Below are 19338 nucleotides of genomic sequence, written 5' to 3'. Positions count from 1 at the left end.
GCATTGCGGCCATGATTTTCGTGACATTTCACGCTGATTTGCCGAAAAGCATCTGTCATACTGGTATCGCACGTTTGCTGCCTGTGGATGAAAGCAACTTTCTTATGAAGAATCTCTGCGCCCTGGTGCTGATGCTGGCCGCCGGCACGGCCTACGCGCCCCTGGCCGGCGGTCAGGGGCGCCAGCCGCCAACCGAAGCGAAGGTTAAGCAGCAGATCATCGCCGAATCGATTGCCGCCTATCCGGGCCGTTGCCCCTGTCCCTACAATGCCGCCAAGAATGGCAGCGCTTGCGGGGGACGCAGCGCATGGAGCCGGAAGGGCGGTTACGCCCCCATCTGCTATGAACGGGAAATCAGCAGCGAGATGGTGCGCAAGTGGCGCGAGGACAATGCCGGCGCGCTGTGACTATTGCCCCGTGCGCAACGCTTCCAGCGCCAGATAGCCGGGCTGCACTTGCGCGGCGATGGCGGCCAGGCCGCTTGTCGCGGCCACTGGCGGGTCGCCTTGGTAGGCCGTGCCGTATTTCGCATGCACGCCGCCGCGCGCGCGCATCGCTTGCAACTGTGCCGGCGTGGGGGCGATGCCCAGACGCGTCAATACATCGCTGAACACGATATCTGGCAATTGCTTGTAGTGAATTAACTGCAGCTGGCCGGCGGCCGCATGGGGCAGGGCGGCGTCGAACAGGCTGGCCAGCACGAGGCCCGCATAGCCATCGAGGTCGCCCGGCGCCAGCCGGTGCGCGGGCAGCGGCAGCTGTGCCGGGTGCAGCATGCCGGGCACCATTTGCGGTCCGCGCTGGCGCTGGTGCGAGGCGAGCACGGCCAGCGGTTCGCGGTAGACGAACAGGCAGGGCGTATCGGGAAACGCTTGCCGCAGCAAGTCCAGGCTGTGGATGTGCCAGCAGTCGAGCTTGATGATGTGCTGCGTCTCTGCGCCGGAGCGGCGCTGGCCCAGTGCCAGGATGGCCTGGCGCAGCAGGGCGATGCTGTCGCTGCCCGCCATGCCATCGTGATGCAGGCGCAGCAGCGAATCGATGATGGGCGGCTCGGACATGACTATGCATTGCGGCAAGGATGCCAGCAGCTGGCTCAGCAGGGTCGAGCCGCAGCGCGAGACGTGGAAGATGAAGGCGTCGGGCGCCAGGCCATCGCCGAGCTTGGCCATCGTGGCCAGCGCGGCCAGCGGCGTGCGGCAGACGCGGCGCTCCTCGTGCGGCTGGCGCGCCAGAGTATTGACAAAGAAGGCGTCGCTGAACACCGTTTCCCCCAGTTCGCGCCAGCACATGGCGGCGTCCGTCAAAGCATCGCCACGCTCCACGTACAAGGGATACCAGCCGCGCAAGTCCATGCCTTCGCGCCATGCCACCGTTTCCCCCTTTGCCAGCAGGCGTTCTTGCTCGACTATCGCTGGCGTGCCGTTCATGGCGCGCTCCCGTCTGCCAATCCAGACAGTTGGCTGGCCAGCGCCAGGCTGGCCGGCGAGGGCGATAGTCGCAGCTGGGCGATGACGGCCCGCACATTGCCATCGTTGATGCTGGGGTCGCCATATTTATGGGCCGCTTTCGGCACGAAGCCGGCCGAGGCGAACAGCGTTTCGAGCCAGGCATTGGTAACGCAGTCGAGCACGAGGTGGATGCGCGGCGCCGTACCATCGTTGCGCACGGCGTGCAGGCAGCTGGCATCCATGTACCAGGCGTGGCCGGCCGTGAAGTGGACAGTCTCGCCATCAATACTGAACAGCACCTGCGGCGAAGTGTGGATGGGGATGTGGATGCGGATCAAGCCATCGGCCAGCGACGTGCCGGCGTCGCGGTGCGCGCGGATGACGGCGCCCGGTGCCAGCGCCATCAGGCGCGCGGCGCGGATCTCGCAGGCGAAGCTGGCGAGCACCTCGCGCAGGCAGGGACAGCGCGCCAGCTGCGGCGTGCCGGCATAGGCGGCGCCGTCGATGGGCATGATGTGGCCGGCCTGGCCATCTGCCGAGCGCAGCGGCACGCAGCTCCAGCCCTGGTCGTAGGCGCCCGTATTGAAATGATGGATCCACTCGCCGACGGCGAACTGGTCGCTGTCGCGCTGCATGCGCACCACGTCAAAGCGCAGCGGCAGCCGCAGCCAGGTGCTGGGCGGCTTCGGCGCTGGCACTATGGCGCGCTCCATTCCAGTTGTTCCTGGACGTCGTTTTCCCCGCGCGGGCGAAAGCCCAGCCGCTGGTACAGCGCGCGCGCAGCCGCGTTGCTTTTGTTGACGGCAAGGTGGATCCGGCATTGCTGCGCGCCCGCTTGCGCCTGCAGGCCGCGCAGCACGGCGCTGCCGGCGCCCTGGCCCTGCGCGGCGGGCAGGATGGCGATGTCGACCAGGTGCAGCAGCTGATCCTGGCGCTCCAGCACCAGGCGCCCGATGGGCGTGTCGCCATGCTGCAGGATCAGATACGCGGCGTGCGGATACGCTTGCCGGTAACCGTGGCTTTGCATGCGCTGCTGCATGGCGATCAGCTGTGCGATGACGGCGGGATCGGCCGGCATCTGGCGCAAGTCGTCGCGTGTGGAGCTGTACAGCGCGGCGGCAAAGCCATCGTCGTCGTCGCGCTGGACGCGCAACTGGTAGGGGGCGGAAAGCGGCAGGTCGTGCATCGGTGCTCCGGTAGGTGGTGGCGATGGGGGCGATGGTGCCAAATGCGCAGGCGTTTATTTATTTGCTATGCTGCCAATTTTTCCGCGCACTGGCAATCATTTCAAGGAAGCCGCAATGCATTCTGTCTTTATCCTGCCTTGCCTGTGGAGTTGTGCGTGACTTCGGCGCGCGCGGAACTGGCCGCCATGGCGGCCGCGCTGTGCGATCCGCGGCGTACCCTGGCCAGCCTGGTCGGCGAAACGGTGCAGCTGCGCCAGCTCGTCGAACACCATTCGGGCCTGGCCATGGACCGGCAGGACGGCTTGCGCGACGGCGAGAGTTTTCTGCCCAGCGGCTGGGCCATCTCCCCCGTGCAGGCGGGACTGTGCGCGCGCGAGCCCTACCGCAGCGCCGCCTTCATCCAGGGCCTGGCGCTGGCCGTGCGCGAGCGGCTGGACGTGAACGGCGGGCGGCCCGTGCGCGTGCTGTATGCGGGCTGCGGTCCGTTTGCCCTGTTGGCCCTGCCTGTGATGGCCTTGCTGAGTGCGACCCAGGTGCAGTTTGCCATCCTCGACGTGCATGCCGAGACCCTGGGCCATGCGCGCGAGCTGATCGCCGCCCTGGGCCTCGATGGCCACGTCGCCGAATACATTTGCGCCGACGCGGCCACCTACCGCATTCCTGCCGCCGCCATGCCGGACGTGATCGTCAGCGAAACCATGAATACGGCGCTGGGCAAGGAGCCGCAAGTGGCCATCCTGCGCAACCTGCACGCGCAAGCGCCTGCGGCGGCGCTGCTGCCGGCGGCCGTCACCGTGCACCTGGGTCTGGACCGGCGCAGCCCTGGCGAGCCGTGCACGGACTGGGGCCCCGTGTTTGCCCTCGATGCGGACGCCTTGCGCGCCTGGCAGGGCGAGCAGGGCGACAGCCTGCCGGCCGCCAGCATCCGCCTGCCTGACGTGCTGGAGCAGGCGCCGCGCTTGCTGACGCGTATCCGCGTGCACGGCGACATCGTCCTCGGTGACCATGAGTGCAGCCTGAACCTGCCCCTGGCCCTGCCGGGCAAGCCGGTTTTGGCGGGCGGCAGCGTGCTCGATTTCCGCTACCGGCTGGGCGGCCAGCCGGGTCTGGAATGTCGTCTGCGCTTGCCTCGGACCGGGCAGGACGGCGGCATGCAGTAATGCTCCATTGGCAAACAATTTATTTATGTAGGATAATATGGAACCGGTTCCATATATGCGCAAATGCAATGTGGCGCAATCATCGTAGTCAATAAAACAACAAGTCTTGCGGGAGTCTCATGAACCATCCAGGCAACGAACCATCTGCAACATCTGCGTCATCCCTTCCACGCATCAGCCGCCGCCATGCCCTGATCGGCCTGGCCGCCTTGCTGGCGCAGGCCGGTTTCTGGAGCAATCCCCTGTCCGCCGCCATGCAGGCGCCGGCCAGCGCTCCGGCGCCCGGCCTGGCGCCCGCCACCATGCTGTTCTACACCTTGTCGCAAACGATCACGGGCCACCGCGACCTGTCCGCCGCGACGGCGGCGCGCATCGAACAAGCCATGCGCACCAACGTGCCCGGCTTCGCCGAGCGCTTGCCGCAGCTGGGCGCGCTGCTCGTCACGGGCCAGGAAGCGAAAGTCCTGCTGGCGGCCGCCACCGCCGCCGATGCGGCTTTGCGCGAGCTGGCGCTGGCCATCGTTGCCGCCTGGTACACGGGCACTGTTGCCGGCAACGCGGCGCAGGGCACGAAATCCATCGTCGTCGCCTACGCCGAGGCCTTGATGTACCGCACGGTGGCCGATGGCCAGGTCGTGCCGACCTACTGTAATTACGGCCCCCTGTGGTGGCTGAAGGCGCCGCCGGCCGTGCGCGTTTCCGCCCCCGTGGAACCGAAACCCGTGCCCGCGCCGGCCACCACCGGCACCCCCGAACCGAAAGGCAAGCAAGCAAAATGAAATCTCCCCAATTCAAGAGTAATGGCGACGTCGTCGCCGATGTCGTCATCGTCGGCACGGGCGTCGTCGGCGCCATGATGGCCGACCAGCTGGCCGCGCAAGGCCATTCCGTGATCATGCTGGAAGCGGGCCTGCGCATCGAGCGTGGCCAGGCCGTGGAAAACTGGCGCAACATGCCGTTCGAAAACCGCGTCGGTTCCGACTTCCAGGGCCTGTATCCGCAGGCGGACAACGCGCCCGCGCCCCTGTATTTCCCGAAGAATAACTACGTGGAATTGTCCGGTCCCAACGGCAGCAGTTTCCAGCAGGGCTATCTGCGCACGGTGGGCGGCACGACCTGGCACTGGGCCGCGTCGTGCTGGCGCCACTTGCCGTCCGACATGCGCATGAAAAGCGACTACGGGGTAGGGCGCGACTGGGCCATTTCCTACGATGAACTGGAACCGTACTATTGCCGCGCCGAGCAGGAAATGGGCGTGGCCGGTCCGAATGACCCGGCGCTGCAGTCGCCGAGCGAACGCAGCGCGCCGTATCCGATGGACATGGTGCCCTGGGGCTATGGCGACAAGCGTTTCGCCGAAGTGGTCAACCCGCACGGCTACCGCTCCGTGCCGATCCCGCAAGGCCGTTCGACGCGCCCATGGCAGGGCCGCCCGACCTGCTGCGGCAATAACAATTGCCAGCCGATCTGCCCCATCGGCGCCATGTACAACGGCATCCACCACGTGGAACGGGCCGAGCTGAAGGGCGCAGGCGTGCTGGCCGAGGCCGTCGTCTACCGCATCGACACGGACCAGAACAACCGCGTCACCGCCGTGCACTGGTATGACGCCAAGAAACAGTCGCACATGGCGACGGGCAAGGCTTTCGTGATTGCCTGCAACGGCATCGAAACACCGCGTTTGCTGCTGCTGGCGGCCAACAAGAACAATCCGAACGGCATCGCCAACAGCTCCGACCAGGTGGGCCGCAACATGATGGACCATTCGGGTTTCCACTGTACCTTCCTCGCCAATGAGCCGATCTGGACGGGCCGTGGCCCCGCGCAAAGCAGCTGCCTGGTGGGCCCGCGCGATGGCGCCTTCCGCGCGCAGTATTCGGCCAACAAGATGATCCTGAATAACATCACGAGGGTGGGACCCGCTACCCAGCAGTCGTTGAAGCTGGGCCTGGTGGGCAAGGACCTCGACGACGAGATCCGCCGCCGCGCCGCATTCGGCGTGGACTTGTCGATCAGCCTGGAGCCGTTGCCCGAAGCGCATAACCGTTTGACCCTGAGCAAGACGCGCAAGGACCCGCTGGGCCTGGCCTGTCCCGACATTTACTATGACGTGGGCGACTACGTGCGCGATGGCGCGAAGGCCGCGCATGCGCAGCTCAAGCACATCGGCAAGCTGTTCGGCGCCGTGGAATTCCATATCACCGACAGCCTGAATGCGAATAACCACATCATGGGCGGCGTCATCATGGGTTCGAATCGTCTTGACTCCGTGGTCGACGGCAATTGCCGCGCCCACGACCACGCCAACCTGTGGCTGCCGGGCGGCGGCGCCATGCCGTCGGCCAGCGTCGTCAACACCACCCTCAGCATGGCCGCGCTCGGTCTGCGCGCGGCCGACGACATCGCCCGCACCCTGGCAAGGGAGGCCGCATGATGCGCCGTTTATTGCTGAGCCTGACCCTGGCGGCCGGCTTGCCGCTGGCCGCGCACGCTGCGCCACCTGTGTCACCTGTTCCGCCTGTCACCCTGACGCCGGACCGCCCGGCCGCGCCTGTCGCCGCCAATCCCGATGCGCGCCTGGAGCGGGGCCGCTACCTGGCCATCGCCGCCGATTGCATGGCCTGCCATACGGCGGCGGGCGGCAAGCCGTATGCGGGCGGCTACGCCATCGACTCGCCGCTGGGCACGATCTACGCGACGAACATCACGCCATCGAAAACAGGCGGCATCGGCCACTACACGGAAGCCGATTTTGCGCGCGCCCTGCGTGCAGGCGTGCGCGCCGATGGCAGCCACCTGTATCCGGCCATGCCCTACACCAGCTATGCGCAGCTGACGGATGCGGACGTGGGCGACCTGTATTACTACTTCATGCAGGCCGTCAAGCCCGTCGACGAGCCGGCGCGCCAGACGGCGCTGCCATTCCCGTTCAATGTGCGCCTGTCCATGCTGGGCTGGAATACCTTGTTCCTCGACAATAAGCGCTTCGTGCCGGACCCGGCGAAGAGCGCGCAGATCAACCGGGGCGCCTACCTGGCCGAAGGCCTGGCGCACTGCAGCGCCTGCCATACGCCGCGCAATGCGCTGATGGGGGAAATCGGCAGCCAGACCCTGGCCGGCGCGTCGCTTGGTTCCTGGCATGCGCCCAACATCACGTCGGACAAGGTCAGCGGCATCGGCGCGTGGACGGATGCGGAACTCACGGCCTACCTGAAGACGGGCCACGTGGAAGGCAAGGGGCAGGCGGCGGGCGGCATGGCCGAAGCCATCCAGAACAGCCTGCAATTTTTGCGCGACGACGATGTGGCCGCCATCGTGGCGTGGCTGCGCACGGTGCCGCCCGTGCGCGCACCGGGGCAGACGAAAGCGGCATTTAGCCATGGCAGCGCCGCCAGCGAAGAAGCTGCGTTGCGCGGCATGGCCGGTTCCACCGAGCACCATTCGCTCAATAGCGGCGCCGTGCTGTTTTCCGGCTACTGCGCCAGCTGCCATTCGGCCAGCGGCGCGGGCAGCACGGGACAAAGCTATCCGGCCCTGTTCAACAATACGGCGACGGGCGGCAACACGCCGGCTAACCTGGTCTCGGCCATCTTGTTTGGCGTCGAGCGCAAGATCGAAGGGGAAGAGCACGAAGCGTTCATGCCCCGTTTCGACCAGCGCTCCTATGTGCAACCGTTGACGGACGAGCAGATCGCGTCGATCGCCAATTACGTATTGAAACAGTACGGCAATCCGGACGTGTCCGTCACGCCGGCCTACGTGGCGCAGGCGCGCAGCGGTGGCGAGAAACCCGTGCTGGCGCGGGCACAACCGTTCATGCTGCCGGGCGGCATCGTGGGCATCCTGCTGCTGATCGCGCTGTTCGTGTGGCTGCGCCGGCGTCGCCAACGCAAGGAATAAGTACTGAAACGGCGGCGAATATGAACGTTGGGCGCAACTTGCAGTAAAATGCAGGCTGAAAAATGGTTACGAGCAATCGTAGCCATTTTTTATTCTGGCCCGATCCTGGCGAGAGTGTTCGCCATATTTGAAAATTGACCATGTCCCATTCCCTGCATCAGCAATTTCTCCGTTTCGCCGCCGTCGGCGCTTCCGGCACGGCCGTGCAATACAGCGTGCTGTGGGGCGGCGTGGAGTGGGCCGGCATCAGCGCCGCCGCCGCGTCCGGCATCGGCTACATCATGGGTTCCGTCGTCAACTACATTCTCAATTACTTTTTCACGTTCAAGAGCGACAAGGGCCATGGCGAGGCGGCTTCCAAGTACTTCACCTTGCTGGGCATAGGCTGGTGCATCAATACGGGCCTGATGTGGCTGCTGGTACACCAGCTGGGCTGGTATTACTGGCTGGCGCAGGTACTGGCGACGGGAATCGGGCTGGTCTGGAATTTCGCAGGCAGCCGCTGGTGGGCCTTCAAGCCGGCCGGCGCGGCGACCAAGTAAATAGTTGCAAGAAAAAAATGCGCTAGGCCAAGACCTGGCGCGCGGTTTCACCAAAACAAGGGGTTAATCATGCAGTTCCTGGAACGCTATTTCAAACTGAAGGACAACGGGACCAATGTGCGCACGGAGCTGCTGGCCGGCCTGACCACGTTCCTGACGATGGCCTACATCATCTTCGTCAACCCGTCCATCCTCGGCGACGCGGGCATGCCGAAAGATGCCGTCTTTGTCGCCACCTGCCTGGCGGCCGCCATCGGCACCCTGATCATGGGCCTGTATGCGAACTACCCGATCGCGCTGGCGCCGGGCATGGGCTTGAACGCGTATTTCTCGTACACGGTGGTCAAGGGCATGGGCATGAGCTGGGAAGTGGCGCTGGGCGCCGTCTTCATTTCCGGCTGCCTGTTCATCCTGGTGAGCCTGTTCAAGATACGCGAGATGATCATCAACAGCATCCCGCCCGCGCTGCGCACGGCCATCACGGTCGGTATCGGCTTGTTCCTGGCGATCATTTCCCTGAAAAGCGCGGGCGTGGTGGTGTCGAACCCGGCCACCATCATCGCCCTGGGCGACTTGCACCAGGCGGCGCCCATCCTGGCCATCGTCGGCTTTTTCATCATCGTCGCGCTGGACCGCCTGAAAGTGCCGGGCGCCATCCTGATCGGCATTCTTGTCATCACCATCGCCAGCTTCTTCTTTGGCGGCAACCAGTTCAACGGCATCGTATCGGCGCCGCCCGCCATCGAGCCGACCCTGTTCAAGCTCGACATCATGGGCGCACTGTCGTTCGGCATCGTCAACGTGGTGCTGGTATTTTTCCTGGTCGAACTGTTCGACGCGACGGGCACCCTGATGGGCGTGGCCAACCGTGCGGGCTTGCTGAAAGACGGCAAGATGGAGCGCATGAACAAGGCCTTGCTGGCAGACAGCACGGCGATCGCCGCCGGCGCCTGCCTGGGCACGTCGAGCACGACGGCCTTCGTGGAAAGCGCGGCCGGCGTGCAGGCGGGCGGCCGCACGGGCTTGACGGCCGTGGCCGTCGCGCTGCTGTTCCTGGGCAGCCTGTTCTTCGCCCCGCTGGCGCACACGGTGCCGGCGTACGCGACGGCGCCCGCGCTGCTGTACGTGGCGTGCCTGATGCTGCGCGAACTGACCTTCATCGACTGGGATGACAGCACGGAAAGCATTCCTGCCGCCATCACGGCCCTGATGATGCCGTTTACGTATTCGGTTGCCAGCGGCGTCGCGTTCGGCTTCATTACCTATGCCGTATTGAAACTGTTGACGGGCAAGGGCAAGCAGGTGTCCGTGGTGGCCTACATCATCGCCGCCATCTTCCTGTTCAAGTTTATTTACCTGGGCGAGTAGCGGGTTTTTCGTCGAAGCGACAAGGCCGCCCGTGCATTGCATCGGCGGCCTTTTTTGATGGCGCAGCCTACATCAGCAGGGCCGCCACCAGGTCTTTTTTGGCCTCGCCGGCGCTGCCGTCGAAGCGCAGGGCCGCTTCCACGTGCACCAGGTGCTCGACCATCAGGCGCGCCGCCAGGTCCGCATCGCCGCTGCGCGCCGCCTCGAGAAAGCGGCCGTGCTCGTCGCACGAGCAGGCGGCCGCGTGGCCCGACTGGTACAGCATGGTGATGAGCGAACTGCGGCCCACCAGTTCGCGCACGATGTCGCCCAGCACGGCGTTGCCGGCGATATCGGCCATCAGCACGTGGAAGTCGCCCAGCAGTTGCGAGCGCAGCGGCGTTGCCTGGGCCAGCGCCTGGCGTTCCGCCTTCAGGTGCCGCTCCAGCATCCTGTAGTCGGCGGCCTTGGCCCGCGCGACGAATTCGCGCGCCAGGGCCGCTTCGATGATGCGGCGCGCGGCAAAGATGTCGCGTGCTTCCGCTTCGGTCGGCTGGCTGACGAAGGCGCCCTTGTCGGGCACCATGCGTATGAGTTTGTCTTTCGAGAGGATGAGCAGGGCGGCGCGTATCTTTGTGCGGCTGACGCCATACAGCCGGCAGAGCGCCTCTTCGCGCAGCCGCGTACCGGGCGGCAACTGGCGCGCCACGATGGCGGCCGCCATATGCGCGGCGATGTCGGACGAGCTGTCGCCGCTATGGGATTTTGCCACCGCTGGTGCGCTTGATTCTGTCATGTCGGATAAGAGCAGTAGGCCAGAGCAAGGACGCGCCTTGCGATCACATGCCGCCGGCGCTGGCCGGAAAGGCCATCGCTGCCGGCATGTCGTTGTGTGCCTTCCGTCCCGGCAAGGCCTGGCTATTCTACTATCTTGCGTGGCGCCGCGCAGACGGACCCTGCCAGCCGGCGAGGCGTGCTCCCTGGCGGCCGGTTTTGCTGGTCATGCAGCAACAACTGGACATGGGAAATTTTGACGTATATAATTCGGCCTCCTTTCCCTGATAGCTCAGTTGGTAGAGCGACGGACTGTTAATCCGCAGGTCCCTGGTTCGAGTCCAGGTCGGGGAGCCAGAACAAGCAGCAGCAAAAGGCCACGTGGCAATACGTGGCCTTTTTTGTCATGCGCGCATGGTTTCCCGTTCACGCCAGTCATCGCTTCAGTGCGTCAACGACGCACGCGGTGTTTCCCGGATCAGGGATCGACAAACACGTCGAAACGCACCTTGAGCGGGCTGCCCCACGAGATATCGACCCAGGCACGGAAACCGCCGTTATACGGCGCGATGTTGTACACGGCCATGCGGGCGGAGCCGATAAAGCGGTCCTGCGGAGTCGCGCCATACTCGCTGATGTTGAGCAATACGCGCGAATTGGCGTGCACGTTGGCATTGGTGAAATTCACCGAAGGATGCACGCCATTGGCCGTCCACGTGTAGTAGGTGGTGAAGGCGGCGGCGCTCAGGTTCAGGTCTTGCGCGGCCGCCCCTTTCGCGGCCTGGCCATCCTGTTCCATTGGCAGATCGGTGGTTTCCGATGCCAGATTGCTGCCGGTGCGATGTTCTACTTTCATTTCCATGATGTACTCCTGATCGATAGTTTGGACACCGCGCCTGTCGTCGTGCGGCAAGACGCCCTATCTGTGTTGCCGTGACGGCCAGTGTCACGTCCTGGCTGATAAGGTAGCCGCCTGCCCCATGCTGTTGGAGTAATTCATTCTAGGCGTGCACAGGGGGAGAAAGGGGCGCCAGGCGTCCGGAAAAGCGGCGCTCGCTTGTGCTGGCGCAAACACCTTGCGGGCAAGGGGGCAGAACTTTTCTCGCAGGCTATTTTTACGGGGGCGGCACGCATGCCGCGCAGGACAATGGCACAATAGGCCCAGCCGACCTGCCGATGCGAGCCTAGCCCATGCCGATACTGAACCTGAGTGCCGAAACCGATATCTATTACGAACTGATCGAAGGCGACCCCGCCAAGCCCTGCCTCGTATTCCTGCACGAGGGACTCGGTTGCTGCGCGATGTGGAAAGATTTCCCGGCGCAGCTATGCCAGGCGACGGGCTGCCGTGGCTTGCTGTACGACCGCCACGGTTATGGCCAGTCGTCGCCGCTGGCGGCGCGCCGCCAGCTCCATTATCTGCACGACTACGCGCTGTGCGAACTGCCGCAAGTGCTCGCGGCATTGCTGCCAGGGCAGGACCATTTTCTCGTCGGCCATTCCGATGGCGGCAGCATCGCCCTGATCTATGCGGCGCAGCAGCCGCCGCGCTTGCGCGGCATCATCACGGAAGCGGCGCACGTGTTTGTCGAGGGCATCACGCTCGATGGCATACGCGAGGCGGACGCGGCGTTCGGCGCGGGCAAGCTGCGCGCACTGGCGAAATACCATGGCGACAAGACGGAGACCATCTTCAAGGCCTGGTCGGACACATGGCTCAGCTATGGCTTCCAGTTCTGGAACATCGAGTATCTGCTGCCCTCCGTCGAATGTCCTGCGCTGGTGGTGCAGGGCAGCGAGGACCAGTATGGCAGCGCGGCCCAGGTCGACACCATCGTGGCGCAGGCGCTCAACGCCATGCCCGCCATGGTCGAGCAGTGCGGCCATACGCCGCACCAGGAGCAGCCGCAAGCATTGCTGGCGCTGATGGAAGGCTTTTTGCAAGGCCGCATGGACGTGGCCAGTCACCCGAGAAACACATGATAGACCACCTCGATCACCTGGTACTGACCACCCGCGACAAGGCGGCCTGCATCGATTTTTATACGCGCGTGCTGGGCATGCAGATCGAAACGTTTGGCGCCGGCCGCCATGCCTTCAAGTTTGGCGCGCAAAAAATCAACCTGCATGAGGCCGGCAAGGAATTCCTGCCTAAGGCGGATTTGCCCACGCCCGGCGCGCTGGACCTGTGCTTCATTGCCGCCGTGCCGCTCGACGTCTTCATCGCCCACCTGGCGGCGCTGGGAATTGCCATCGAGGAAGGGCCTGTGCCCCGCACGGGCGCCAACTGGCCCATCCGCTCCGTGTATCTGCGCGACCCGGACCGCAATCTGATCGAAGTGTCCGAGCGCGCCTGACGTTCACCCAGGCACTCAATGACAGGCGGGATCGCTGTCCCAGCGGCCCGAGCAGATGCGCGAGCGGCACAGCATGCCTTCGATCAGGCCCAGCTGCTGACAGCGCTGCAACAGTTCCGCCGTTTCATCGTTCCTCTGGCGCAGCACCACGTCGCGCGCAGGCTTTGCTGTGCCTTCCTGCCGGTGCGCATGGGCCACCATCGCCGTCAGCAAGGCGACGTCGCTGTCGCCGGGCGCGGCGGTCGGCCTCGTCCCCTGAGGACGTGCCGTAGCTTGGCGCACGGGCGGCGGCCTCTTGGGTGACGCGCTCACGGCCGCCACCTCGGGCAAGGGCGGTGCCGCCGTATTGACGATGATGGCCGCCTGCTCCGTGTGCGGCAGCACCGCTGGCGCCGGCATTGCGGGCGGCGCCATGGCCTTGGCGGGTGCCGGCGGCAGGGGCAAGACGTCCGTGTCGTAAGCGAGCACGGCCGTGACCAGCACCGCCAGTCCCAGCGCGCCAGCGGCCCCGTGCCGCCAGCGCAGGGCCGGCTTGGCGGCGGGCGCGGCGGCGCCATGCTCGAGCTGCGACAGGATGCCCTGGCCTTCGATGCGCGCGCCAGCCGCACCGGCCTTGCCCAGCAGGTCAGGACCGCGCATCTGGCCATCCCCGGTTTTCAGTAAAGACAAAATATCACCTCCGCAGTGGATCAAACTCGACTGACCTTGATGTAAACCGCGCTCATGCGGGCCGCGCACGCCTACGATCTAGCGATACCGCCGAGCAATGGATTGCCCGGCCCCGCCGATTCCCGTCACGGAGCGCCCCATGTTCGTCGCCCTGGTCCTGATGTATTTTTTGCTCGCCTGTCTTGCCTGCTGGCTGCTGCTGTTTCCCGGCGGCCGCGCCGTCGTGCTGCACACGCTCGTCAACCTGGGCTGGCGCATGCAGCGGCGCGCGCAGGGGCTGCAGCGGGGCGGCGGCGCGCAGTGGCAGCGCGTGCAACGGCACACGGGCTCGGGCATGATGCGTGCCTGGCAGCTCCTGTGGCGGCATCGCTGGCTGAGTTTGGCAGGCAGCGTGCTGGTCATCGTGCCGCCGCTGCTGGCCTGGCTGTCCAGCGACCGCATCGCCTTGCGCGGCTATGCCGACCAGCAACACGTCATCAACGACCAGGTCAGCGACTTGCTGAAAGGCGAGCAGCTGGTACCGCCTTTGACCTTGCCGCCGCTGCTGTTTTCCACTGCCGAAGTAACGCAGCTGCGCCCGCTGTTGGGCGGCGCCAGCCGTAACTGGCAATTGCTCGACCACGATTTCGCGCAGCGTCTGCTGCTGGCCTTCAAGATCATGAAGGACGTGCATGGTTACGACATGGTCTTGCTGGAAGGCTACCGCAGCCCCGCGCGCCAGGATCAATTGGCGGCGGCGGGTCCGAACGTGACGAACGCGAGGGCGTTTCAAAGCTATCACCAGTATGGCCTGGCGGCCGATTGCGCATTCATGCATGAAGGAAAGCTCATCATTTCTGAAAAAAATGCCTGGGCCATGCGCGGCTACCGTTTATATGGCGTGACGGCCGAATCGGTGGGCCTGCGCTGGGGCGGACGCTGGACCATGATGGATTTTGGCCACACGGACTTGCCGCAACCGCGCGTGCTGGGCAAGTAAGCCGCGCCAGCCATTCTAGCGCCGCGTATCGGCCCGAATTTCACAGCTGCAAGTTTGCTTGCGCAGTGTCAATGGCGTACCGCCGCCTGCCGCGCGCTGGCGCCCGGTACTTGTCGTATGTCAACAAAGCCGCGCCGCATTGCTGTCAGCATGGGTCGAATCCGCCTTGCTTTGCGACCTCACCCTGGGCCTATCATGCTGCGACGACTCTGGCATTTCCTCACCGACAGCCGCCAACTGACCATCTTCGGCTTCGTGGCGCTGGCCGTGTTCCTGTACCTGGGCGCCGAGGTGCTGGAAGTGGCGCTGATCTGGGCCCTGGCATTGCTGCTGCTGGCCTTTGTCACCTGGCTGGGCCTGTGGCTGTGGCGCCGGCGCCGCGCGCGGCGCGATGCCCAGGCGCTGGGCCAGGCCATCCTCAACGAGGCCGAGATCGCCGCCGCGCAGGCGGCCTCGTCCTTCACGGCCGGCAACACGCAGCAGGGCGAACTCGGCGCGGTGCGCTCGGGCATGCTGGCCGCCATCGAGACCATCAAGACATCCAAGCTGGGCCTCAAATCGGGTGCCGCCGCCCTGTACGAATTGCCGTGGTACATGATCATCGGCAATCCTGCCGCCGGCAAGAGCAGCGCCATCCTGCATTCGGGCCTGCAATTCCCCTTCGCCGACGGCAAGATCGTGCAAGGCGTGGGCGGCACGCGCAACTGCGACTGGTTTTTCACGACGGACGGCATCGTGCTCGACACGGCGGGGCGCTACTGCGTCGTCGACGAGCACCGCGGCGAGTGGTTCGGCTTTCTCGACCTGCTGAAAAAATACCGGCGCAAGGCGCCCATCAACGGCATCCTCATCGCCGTCAGCATCGCCGAATTGAAAGGCGACCCCGACGTGGGCATGCAACTGGCGCGCAGCCTGCGCAAGCGCGTGCAGGACGTCATCGAACGGCTGGAAGTGTTCGCGCCCCTGTACATCGTGTTTACCAAGGCGGACCTGATCGCCGGCTTCACGGAATTTTTCGCGGAGTCCGAACGCAGCGAGCGCGAGCGCGTCTGGGGCGCCACCATGCCCTACCAGCGCAAGCTGCCCACGGCCGAGCTGCTGGCGTTTTTCGACCAGAGTTTCGATGAATTGCACGATGGCTTGACGGAGCTGAGCCTGGCCAATATGGCGCACCGGCAACGCAAGACGATGGCACCGGGCGTATTCACCTTTCCGCTCGAGTTTGCCGCCATCAAGCCGGCCTTGCGCGCTTTTATCGCCACCCTGTTCGAGGAAAACCCGTTCCAGTTCCAGCCCGTGTTCCGCGGCTTTTATTTCACCAGCGCACTGCAGGAGGGCGAGCCCGTCAGCGCCTCCTCGCAGCAGGTGGCGCGCCGCTTCGACCTCGCCTTCACGCCGGCCGCGGCCGCGGCGCCGTCCGGTGCGCGCCAGCATGGCTATTTCCTGCTGGAGCTGTTCCGCAAGGTGATTTTTGCCGACAAGCACCTGGTGGCCACCTATGCCAACCGCGCCAAGCTGCGCTTCAAATATGCCGTGTTCTTCGCCGCCACGGTGTCGCTGGGCGCTTGTCTGGGCGGCTGGAGCTGGTCCTACCTGGGCAACCGGCAACTGGTGGCCAACGTCGAGGCCGATTTAAATAAAGTGGTGAAGCTGCAGGAGCGGCGCCTGGACTTGCAGTCGCGCCTGGAAGCGCTCGAGATATTGCAGGACCGCATCGAACAGCTGGACGCGTACCGCACGCAACGGCCGTGGTCCTTGCGCCTGGGCCTGTACCAGGGGGAGTTACTTGAACGCAAGCTGCGCGAGGAGTATTTTGCGGGCGCGCGCCAGGTCATGCTCGCTCCTGTGGCGGGCGCGCTGGAAGCCCTGCTGTTCGAAATGAACGCCAGCGCCGACCAGCTGCAGCCCTCGGCGCGCACGCCGCAGACGCCGGCCGCCGCGCCGCGCAGCGTGCAGTACCAGGCGGCCAGCGCGACGCATGTGGAAGATGCCTACAACGCGCTGAAAACCTATCTGATGCTGGCCGATAAAACGCATGCGGAAAGCAGCCACCTGAACGACCAGATGACGCGTTTCTGGCGCGGCTGGCTGGAGGGCAACCGGGGCGCCATGCCGCGCGAGCAGATGATACGCAGCGCCGAGCGGCTGCTGACGTTTTACCTGGCGCAGATCGGCGACCCGTCCTGGCCGCGCATCGAACAGAAGCTGGCGCTGGTCGACCAGGCCCGCGAAAACCTGCGCCGCGTGGTGCGCGGCATGCCCGCGCGCGAGCGCGTGTATGCCGACGTCAAGGCGCGCGCTTCGACGCGCTTTCCCGGCATGACGGTGGCGCGCATCGTCGGCGAGCAGGATCAGGCGCTGCTGGCGGGCAGTTACGCCATCTCCGGCGCCTTTACGCGCCAGGCCTGGGAAAAATTCGTCGAGGGCGCGTTTCGCGACGCCGCCAACCGCGAACTGCAAAGCGCCGACTGGGTGCTGAAAAGCGCCTCGACCGACGACCTGACCCTGGAAGGCAGTCCGGAGCAGATCGAGAAAAATCTGGTGGCCATGTACAAGGCCGACTATGCGCGCGAGTGGCAGAAATTCGTGCAGGGCGTGGCCGTCGCCGACCTGAAAGGCTTTGACGGCGCCGTGCAGGCGATGAACCGCCTGGGCGATCCACAGTCGTCGCCGATCGCCAAGCTGCTGACGACGATTTACGAGGAAACCTCGTGGGACAACCCGGCCCTGCAAAACGCCCAACTGCGCAAGGCCGAGCGGGGCATCATCGCCTGGTTCAAGGAAACCGTGCTGCGCCGCGCGCCATCGCAGCTGACGGCCAATCCCGGCGTCAATGCGCAGCTCGACCCGGCCCGCCTGGATAAACCGATGGGCCCCGTGGGGCGCGAATTTGCGGGCGTGGGCAAACTGGTGGCGGCCAGGGACAACAATGCCTCGCTGATGCGCGCCTACCTCGAAGCGCTATCGAAACTGCGCAGCCGTTTGAACTTGCTGAAGAACCAGGGCGACGCGGGGCCGGGTGCGCGCCAGTTCATGCAGCAGACCCTGGAGGGCAGCGGTTCCGAACTGGCCGACGCCCTGAAATTGGTTGACGAGCAGGTGCTCACGGGGATGAGCGACGCGCAAAAACAGGCGATACGCCCCATCCTCGTGCGTCCGCTGATGCAGACCTTTGCCGTCATCGTCGCGCCGGCCGAACTCGATATCAACAAGACCTGGGCGGCGCAGGTGTACGAACCGTTCCAGAAATCGCTGGCCAACAAATATCCGTTCGCGCCCACGGCGCGCATCGAGGCGAGCAACCTCGAGATCGGCCAGTTCTTCGGCCCGGAAGGGCTGGTGGCGAAATTCGTCACCACGTCCATGGGGCCGCTTGTGGTGCGGCGCGGCGACGTGCTGGCGCCGCGCACCTGGGCCGACATGGGCATCAGCCTGGCGCCGCAGGTGGTGGCGCGCTTCCCCGGCTGGATCGCGCCGCTGGGCGCGGGCGGCGTGGCGGCCACGTCGACGGCGGCGCAAACCGTCTTCCAGATCCAGCCGTCGCCCGCGCCCGGCACCCTGGAATACACGGTGGAGATCGACGGCCAGCAACTGCGCTACCGCAACACGCCGGCGCAGTGGACGAACATGGTGCATCCGGGCCCGCAGGGCGCGGCGGGCCAGCAAGGCGCGCGTATCACGGCCGTCACCTTCGACGGACGCACGGTGGAACTGTTCAACGAGCCGGGGCAGTTCGGCTTGAAACGCATGATTGATGCGGCGGCCAAGAAGCGCAAGGATGGCGGCGTGTTCGAACTGCGCTGGACGCGCGGCGAGGTGGCCGTGGCGGTCGACCTGAAGATCACCAGCAGCGCCGAAACGACGGCGACGGGTGCGGGCGGAACTGCGGCGGTGCAGGACCAGGGCTTTCGCGGCATGCAGCTGCCCGAGACCATCGTCGGTGCTGCCGCCGCGCCCGCGCCGGCCATTGCCGCGGTGGCGGGAGTGTCGCCATGATGCGCGCGCAACAGCAGGTGCGCCTCGGCTATTTTGGCAAGATCCCCGCGCGCGGCGACTTCATCAAGGCTTGCGACAATCACGCGCTGGTGCAGCTGCTCGACGACTGGCTGGCGCAGGTCATGACCGCCTTGACGGTGGAACCGCGCTGGAAGCTCAATTACGACGCCTTGCCGCCGCTGCGCTTTGCCTTCGTCGGCACGCGCAGCCGGCGCGCCATCGCCGGGCGCCTGGAAGCGAGCAACGACCAGTCGCTGCGGCGCTTCCCCTTCATGGCCATGGGCGCGCTCGAAGTTGATGATGCCGAAGCCTTTGTCGCTTGCAGCCCGCTGGCGCTCGCGCCCCTGTGGCAGCGGGTGGAGCAGCTGTCGCAAGGCATCGTGGCCAGCGCCGAACCGGGGCCGGCCCTGCTGGCGCTGGCCGGCAACGTGGTCGAAATCGAACCGGCCGCACCTGATCACGCGGCGCGGCTGGCGGCCTTTTTGCAGGCGCAGACCGTGCATGGCTTGCAAACGATGCTCGCTTCGCCCGCGTTTCCCGTGACGGTGCGCGAATTGCTGCTGGGCCTGGGCTTGCTGCTGCGGCCCGTGCGCCAGAGCGGCTTGCCGCGCCTGGGAAAAAGCCTGGTGCTGCCGCTGCCGCAAGACGCGCAGCTGCGCGAGCTGGTGGCCAGCTTCTGGCTGCACCTGATCGCGCCTTTCCTGCGCCAGGCCGATTTCGAACTGGCGCTGTTCTTTTCCCACCTCGACGAGGCGCCCGTGCTGGTGATCGGCTTTTGCGGCGCCGACCCGCATGGCTTGCGCGCGCTGATCGACCCGCAGGCCGGCAGCGAACGGCTGATCGTCTTCGACCAGCTCGACTGGGTCGAGGAGCAGCTGGGACACGATGCGGCGCTGCGCCGGTTTTCCGCCTGTTTGCAGCAGGAGCAGCTGTCGCTGCGCTCGGCCTGCGCCATGTTTGCCGATACCTTTGCCTGAAG

At 65.5% G+C, this 19338-nt stretch carries 18 protein-coding genes and 1 tRNA gene; 13 read left to right on the top strand and 6 right to left on the bottom strand.

Going from position 1 to position 19338, the window contains the following annotated elements:
* Positions 1-104 precede the first annotated feature (104 nt).
* A complete protein-coding gene (locus BLU39_RS04305) occupies positions 105-407 on the top strand; it encodes a hypothetical protein (RefSeq protein ID WP_217635049.1) in 303 nt (100 codons plus the stop codon).
* Here BLU39_RS04305 and BLU39_RS04300 read toward each other — a convergent pair whose 3' ends face one another.
* Genes BLU39_RS04300 through BLU39_RS04290 form a run of 3 tightly spaced genes read right to left on the bottom strand, consistent with a single transcriptional unit; the run spans position 408 to position 2634 of the window.
* On the bottom strand, positions 408-1427 hold the full coding sequence (locus BLU39_RS04300) for a sulfotransferase (RefSeq protein ID WP_092710246.1): 1020 nt from the start codon (positions 1425-1427) through the stop codon (positions 408-410).
* On the bottom strand, positions 1424-2161 hold the full coding sequence (locus BLU39_RS04295) for an aspartyl/asparaginyl beta-hydroxylase domain-containing protein (protein WP_092710244.1): 738 nt from the start codon (positions 2159-2161) through the stop codon (positions 1424-1426). The genes BLU39_RS04300 and BLU39_RS04295 overlap by 4 nt, the downstream gene beginning before the upstream one ends.
* Positions 2146-2634: a GNAT family N-acetyltransferase gene (locus BLU39_RS04290; RefSeq protein ID WP_092710241.1), complete on the bottom strand. Its 489-nt coding sequence runs from the start codon at positions 2632-2634 to the stop codon at positions 2146-2148. The genes BLU39_RS04295 and BLU39_RS04290 overlap by 16 nt, the downstream gene beginning before the upstream one ends.
* Before the next feature lie 156 nt (positions 2635-2790).
* Here BLU39_RS04290 and BLU39_RS04285 point away from each other — a divergent pair, with 156 nt between their 5' ends.
* The 6 genes from BLU39_RS04285 to BLU39_RS04260 all read left to right on the top strand — a co-directional run bounded on the left by BLU39_RS04285 (position 2791) and on the right by BLU39_RS04260 (position 9605).
* Positions 2791-3795 (top strand): SAM-dependent methyltransferase, encoded by a 1005-nt coding sequence (locus BLU39_RS04285; protein WP_139178155.1) that lies wholly within the window; start codon positions 2791-2793, stop codon positions 3793-3795.
* Positions 3796-3914: 119 nt separating this feature from the next.
* Positions 3915-4574: a sugar dehydrogenase complex small subunit gene (locus BLU39_RS04280; RefSeq protein ID WP_092710235.1), complete on the top strand. Its 660-nt coding sequence runs from the start codon at positions 3915-3917 to the stop codon at positions 4572-4574.
* Positions 4571-6229 carry a GMC family oxidoreductase gene (locus BLU39_RS04275; protein WP_092710232.1) on the top strand — a complete coding sequence of 553 codons (1659 nt, stop codon included), beginning with the start codon at positions 4571-4573 and terminating at the stop codon, positions 6227-6229. The genes BLU39_RS04280 and BLU39_RS04275 overlap by 4 nt, the downstream gene beginning before the upstream one ends.
* A complete protein-coding gene (locus BLU39_RS04270) occupies positions 6226-7695 on the top strand; it encodes a c-type cytochrome (protein ID WP_314606655.1) in 1470 nt (489 codons plus the stop codon). Before BLU39_RS04275 ends, BLU39_RS04270 begins: the two co-directional genes overlap by 4 nt.
* A 140-nt stretch (positions 7696-7835) precedes the next feature.
* Positions 7836-8237, top strand: a complete 402-nt coding sequence (locus BLU39_RS04265; protein ID WP_092710227.1) for a GtrA family protein — start codon at positions 7836-7838, stop codon at positions 8235-8237.
* Positions 8238-8306: 69 nt separating this feature from the next.
* Positions 8307-9605 (top strand): NCS2 family permease, encoded by a 1299-nt coding sequence (locus BLU39_RS04260; RefSeq protein WP_092710224.1) that lies wholly within the window; start codon positions 8307-8309, stop codon positions 9603-9605.
* Between the two features lie 67 nt (positions 9606-9672).
* Here BLU39_RS04260 and BLU39_RS04255 read toward each other — a convergent pair whose 3' ends face one another.
* Positions 9673-10380, bottom strand: a complete 708-nt coding sequence (locus BLU39_RS04255) for a GntR family transcriptional regulator (protein WP_092710221.1) — start codon at positions 10378-10380, stop codon at positions 9673-9675.
* Between the two features lie 259 nt (positions 10381-10639).
* On the opposite strand from BLU39_RS04255, the gene BLU39_RS04245 reads away from it, so the two are divergent.
* Positions 10640-10715, top strand: a tRNA-Asn gene (locus BLU39_RS04245).
* 121 nt (positions 10716-10836) lie between these two features.
* Here the strand turns inward: BLU39_RS04245 and BLU39_RS04240 are convergent.
* Positions 10837-11220 (bottom strand): hypothetical protein, encoded by a 384-nt coding sequence (locus BLU39_RS04240; protein ID WP_232731151.1) that lies wholly within the window; start codon positions 11218-11220, stop codon positions 10837-10839.
* 329 nt (positions 11221-11549) lie between these two features.
* Here BLU39_RS04240 and BLU39_RS04235 point away from each other — a divergent pair, with 329 nt between their 5' ends.
* Both BLU39_RS04235 and BLU39_RS04230 read left to right on the top strand, forming a co-directional pair.
* Positions 11550-12341, top strand: coding sequence for an alpha/beta fold hydrolase (locus BLU39_RS04235; RefSeq protein WP_092710214.1), 792 nt, complete (start codon positions 11550-11552; stop codon positions 12339-12341).
* Positions 12338-12715 carry a VOC family protein gene (locus BLU39_RS04230; RefSeq protein WP_092710211.1) on the top strand — a complete coding sequence of 126 codons (378 nt, stop codon included), beginning with the start codon at positions 12338-12340 and terminating at the stop codon, positions 12713-12715. The genes BLU39_RS04235 and BLU39_RS04230 overlap by 4 nt, the downstream gene beginning before the upstream one ends.
* Before the next feature lie 15 nt (positions 12716-12730).
* Here the strand turns inward: BLU39_RS04230 and BLU39_RS28870 are convergent, their stop codons facing one another.
* Entirely contained in the window at positions 12731-13384 is a 654-nt protein-coding gene (locus BLU39_RS28870) for a hypothetical protein (RefSeq protein WP_254788886.1), read from the bottom strand.
* Positions 13385-13523: 139 nt separating this feature from the next.
* On the opposite strand from BLU39_RS28870, the gene BLU39_RS04220 reads away from it, so the two are divergent.
* The 3 genes from BLU39_RS04220 to tagF all read left to right on the top strand — a co-directional run bounded on the left by BLU39_RS04220 (position 13524) and on the right by tagF (position 19336).
* Complete coding sequence (locus BLU39_RS04220; RefSeq protein ID WP_092710209.1) at positions 13524-14363, top strand: M15 family metallopeptidase; 840 nt, start codon at positions 13524-13526, stop codon at positions 14361-14363.
* A gap of 195 nt (positions 14364-14558) precedes the next feature.
* On the top strand, positions 14559-18359 hold the full coding sequence (tssM, locus tag BLU39_RS04215) for a type VI secretion system membrane subunit TssM (protein WP_092710206.1): 3801 nt from the start codon (positions 14559-14561) through the stop codon (positions 18357-18359).
* Positions 18356-19336, top strand: a complete 981-nt coding sequence (gene tagF, locus BLU39_RS04210) for a type VI secretion system-associated protein TagF (protein ID WP_092710202.1) — start codon at positions 18356-18358, stop codon at positions 19334-19336. Before tssM ends, tagF begins: the two co-directional genes overlap by 4 nt.
* The last annotated feature ends 2 nt before the right edge of the window (positions 19337-19338 follow it).

The organism is Janthinobacterium sp. OK676, from assembly GCF_900103595.1.
GTDB lineage: Bacteria > Pseudomonadota > Gammaproteobacteria > Burkholderiales > Burkholderiaceae_D > Janthinobacterium.
The sequence above is the reverse complement of the archived record's forward strand: the minus strand, read 5'-3'. Positions and strand labels throughout refer to the sequence as shown.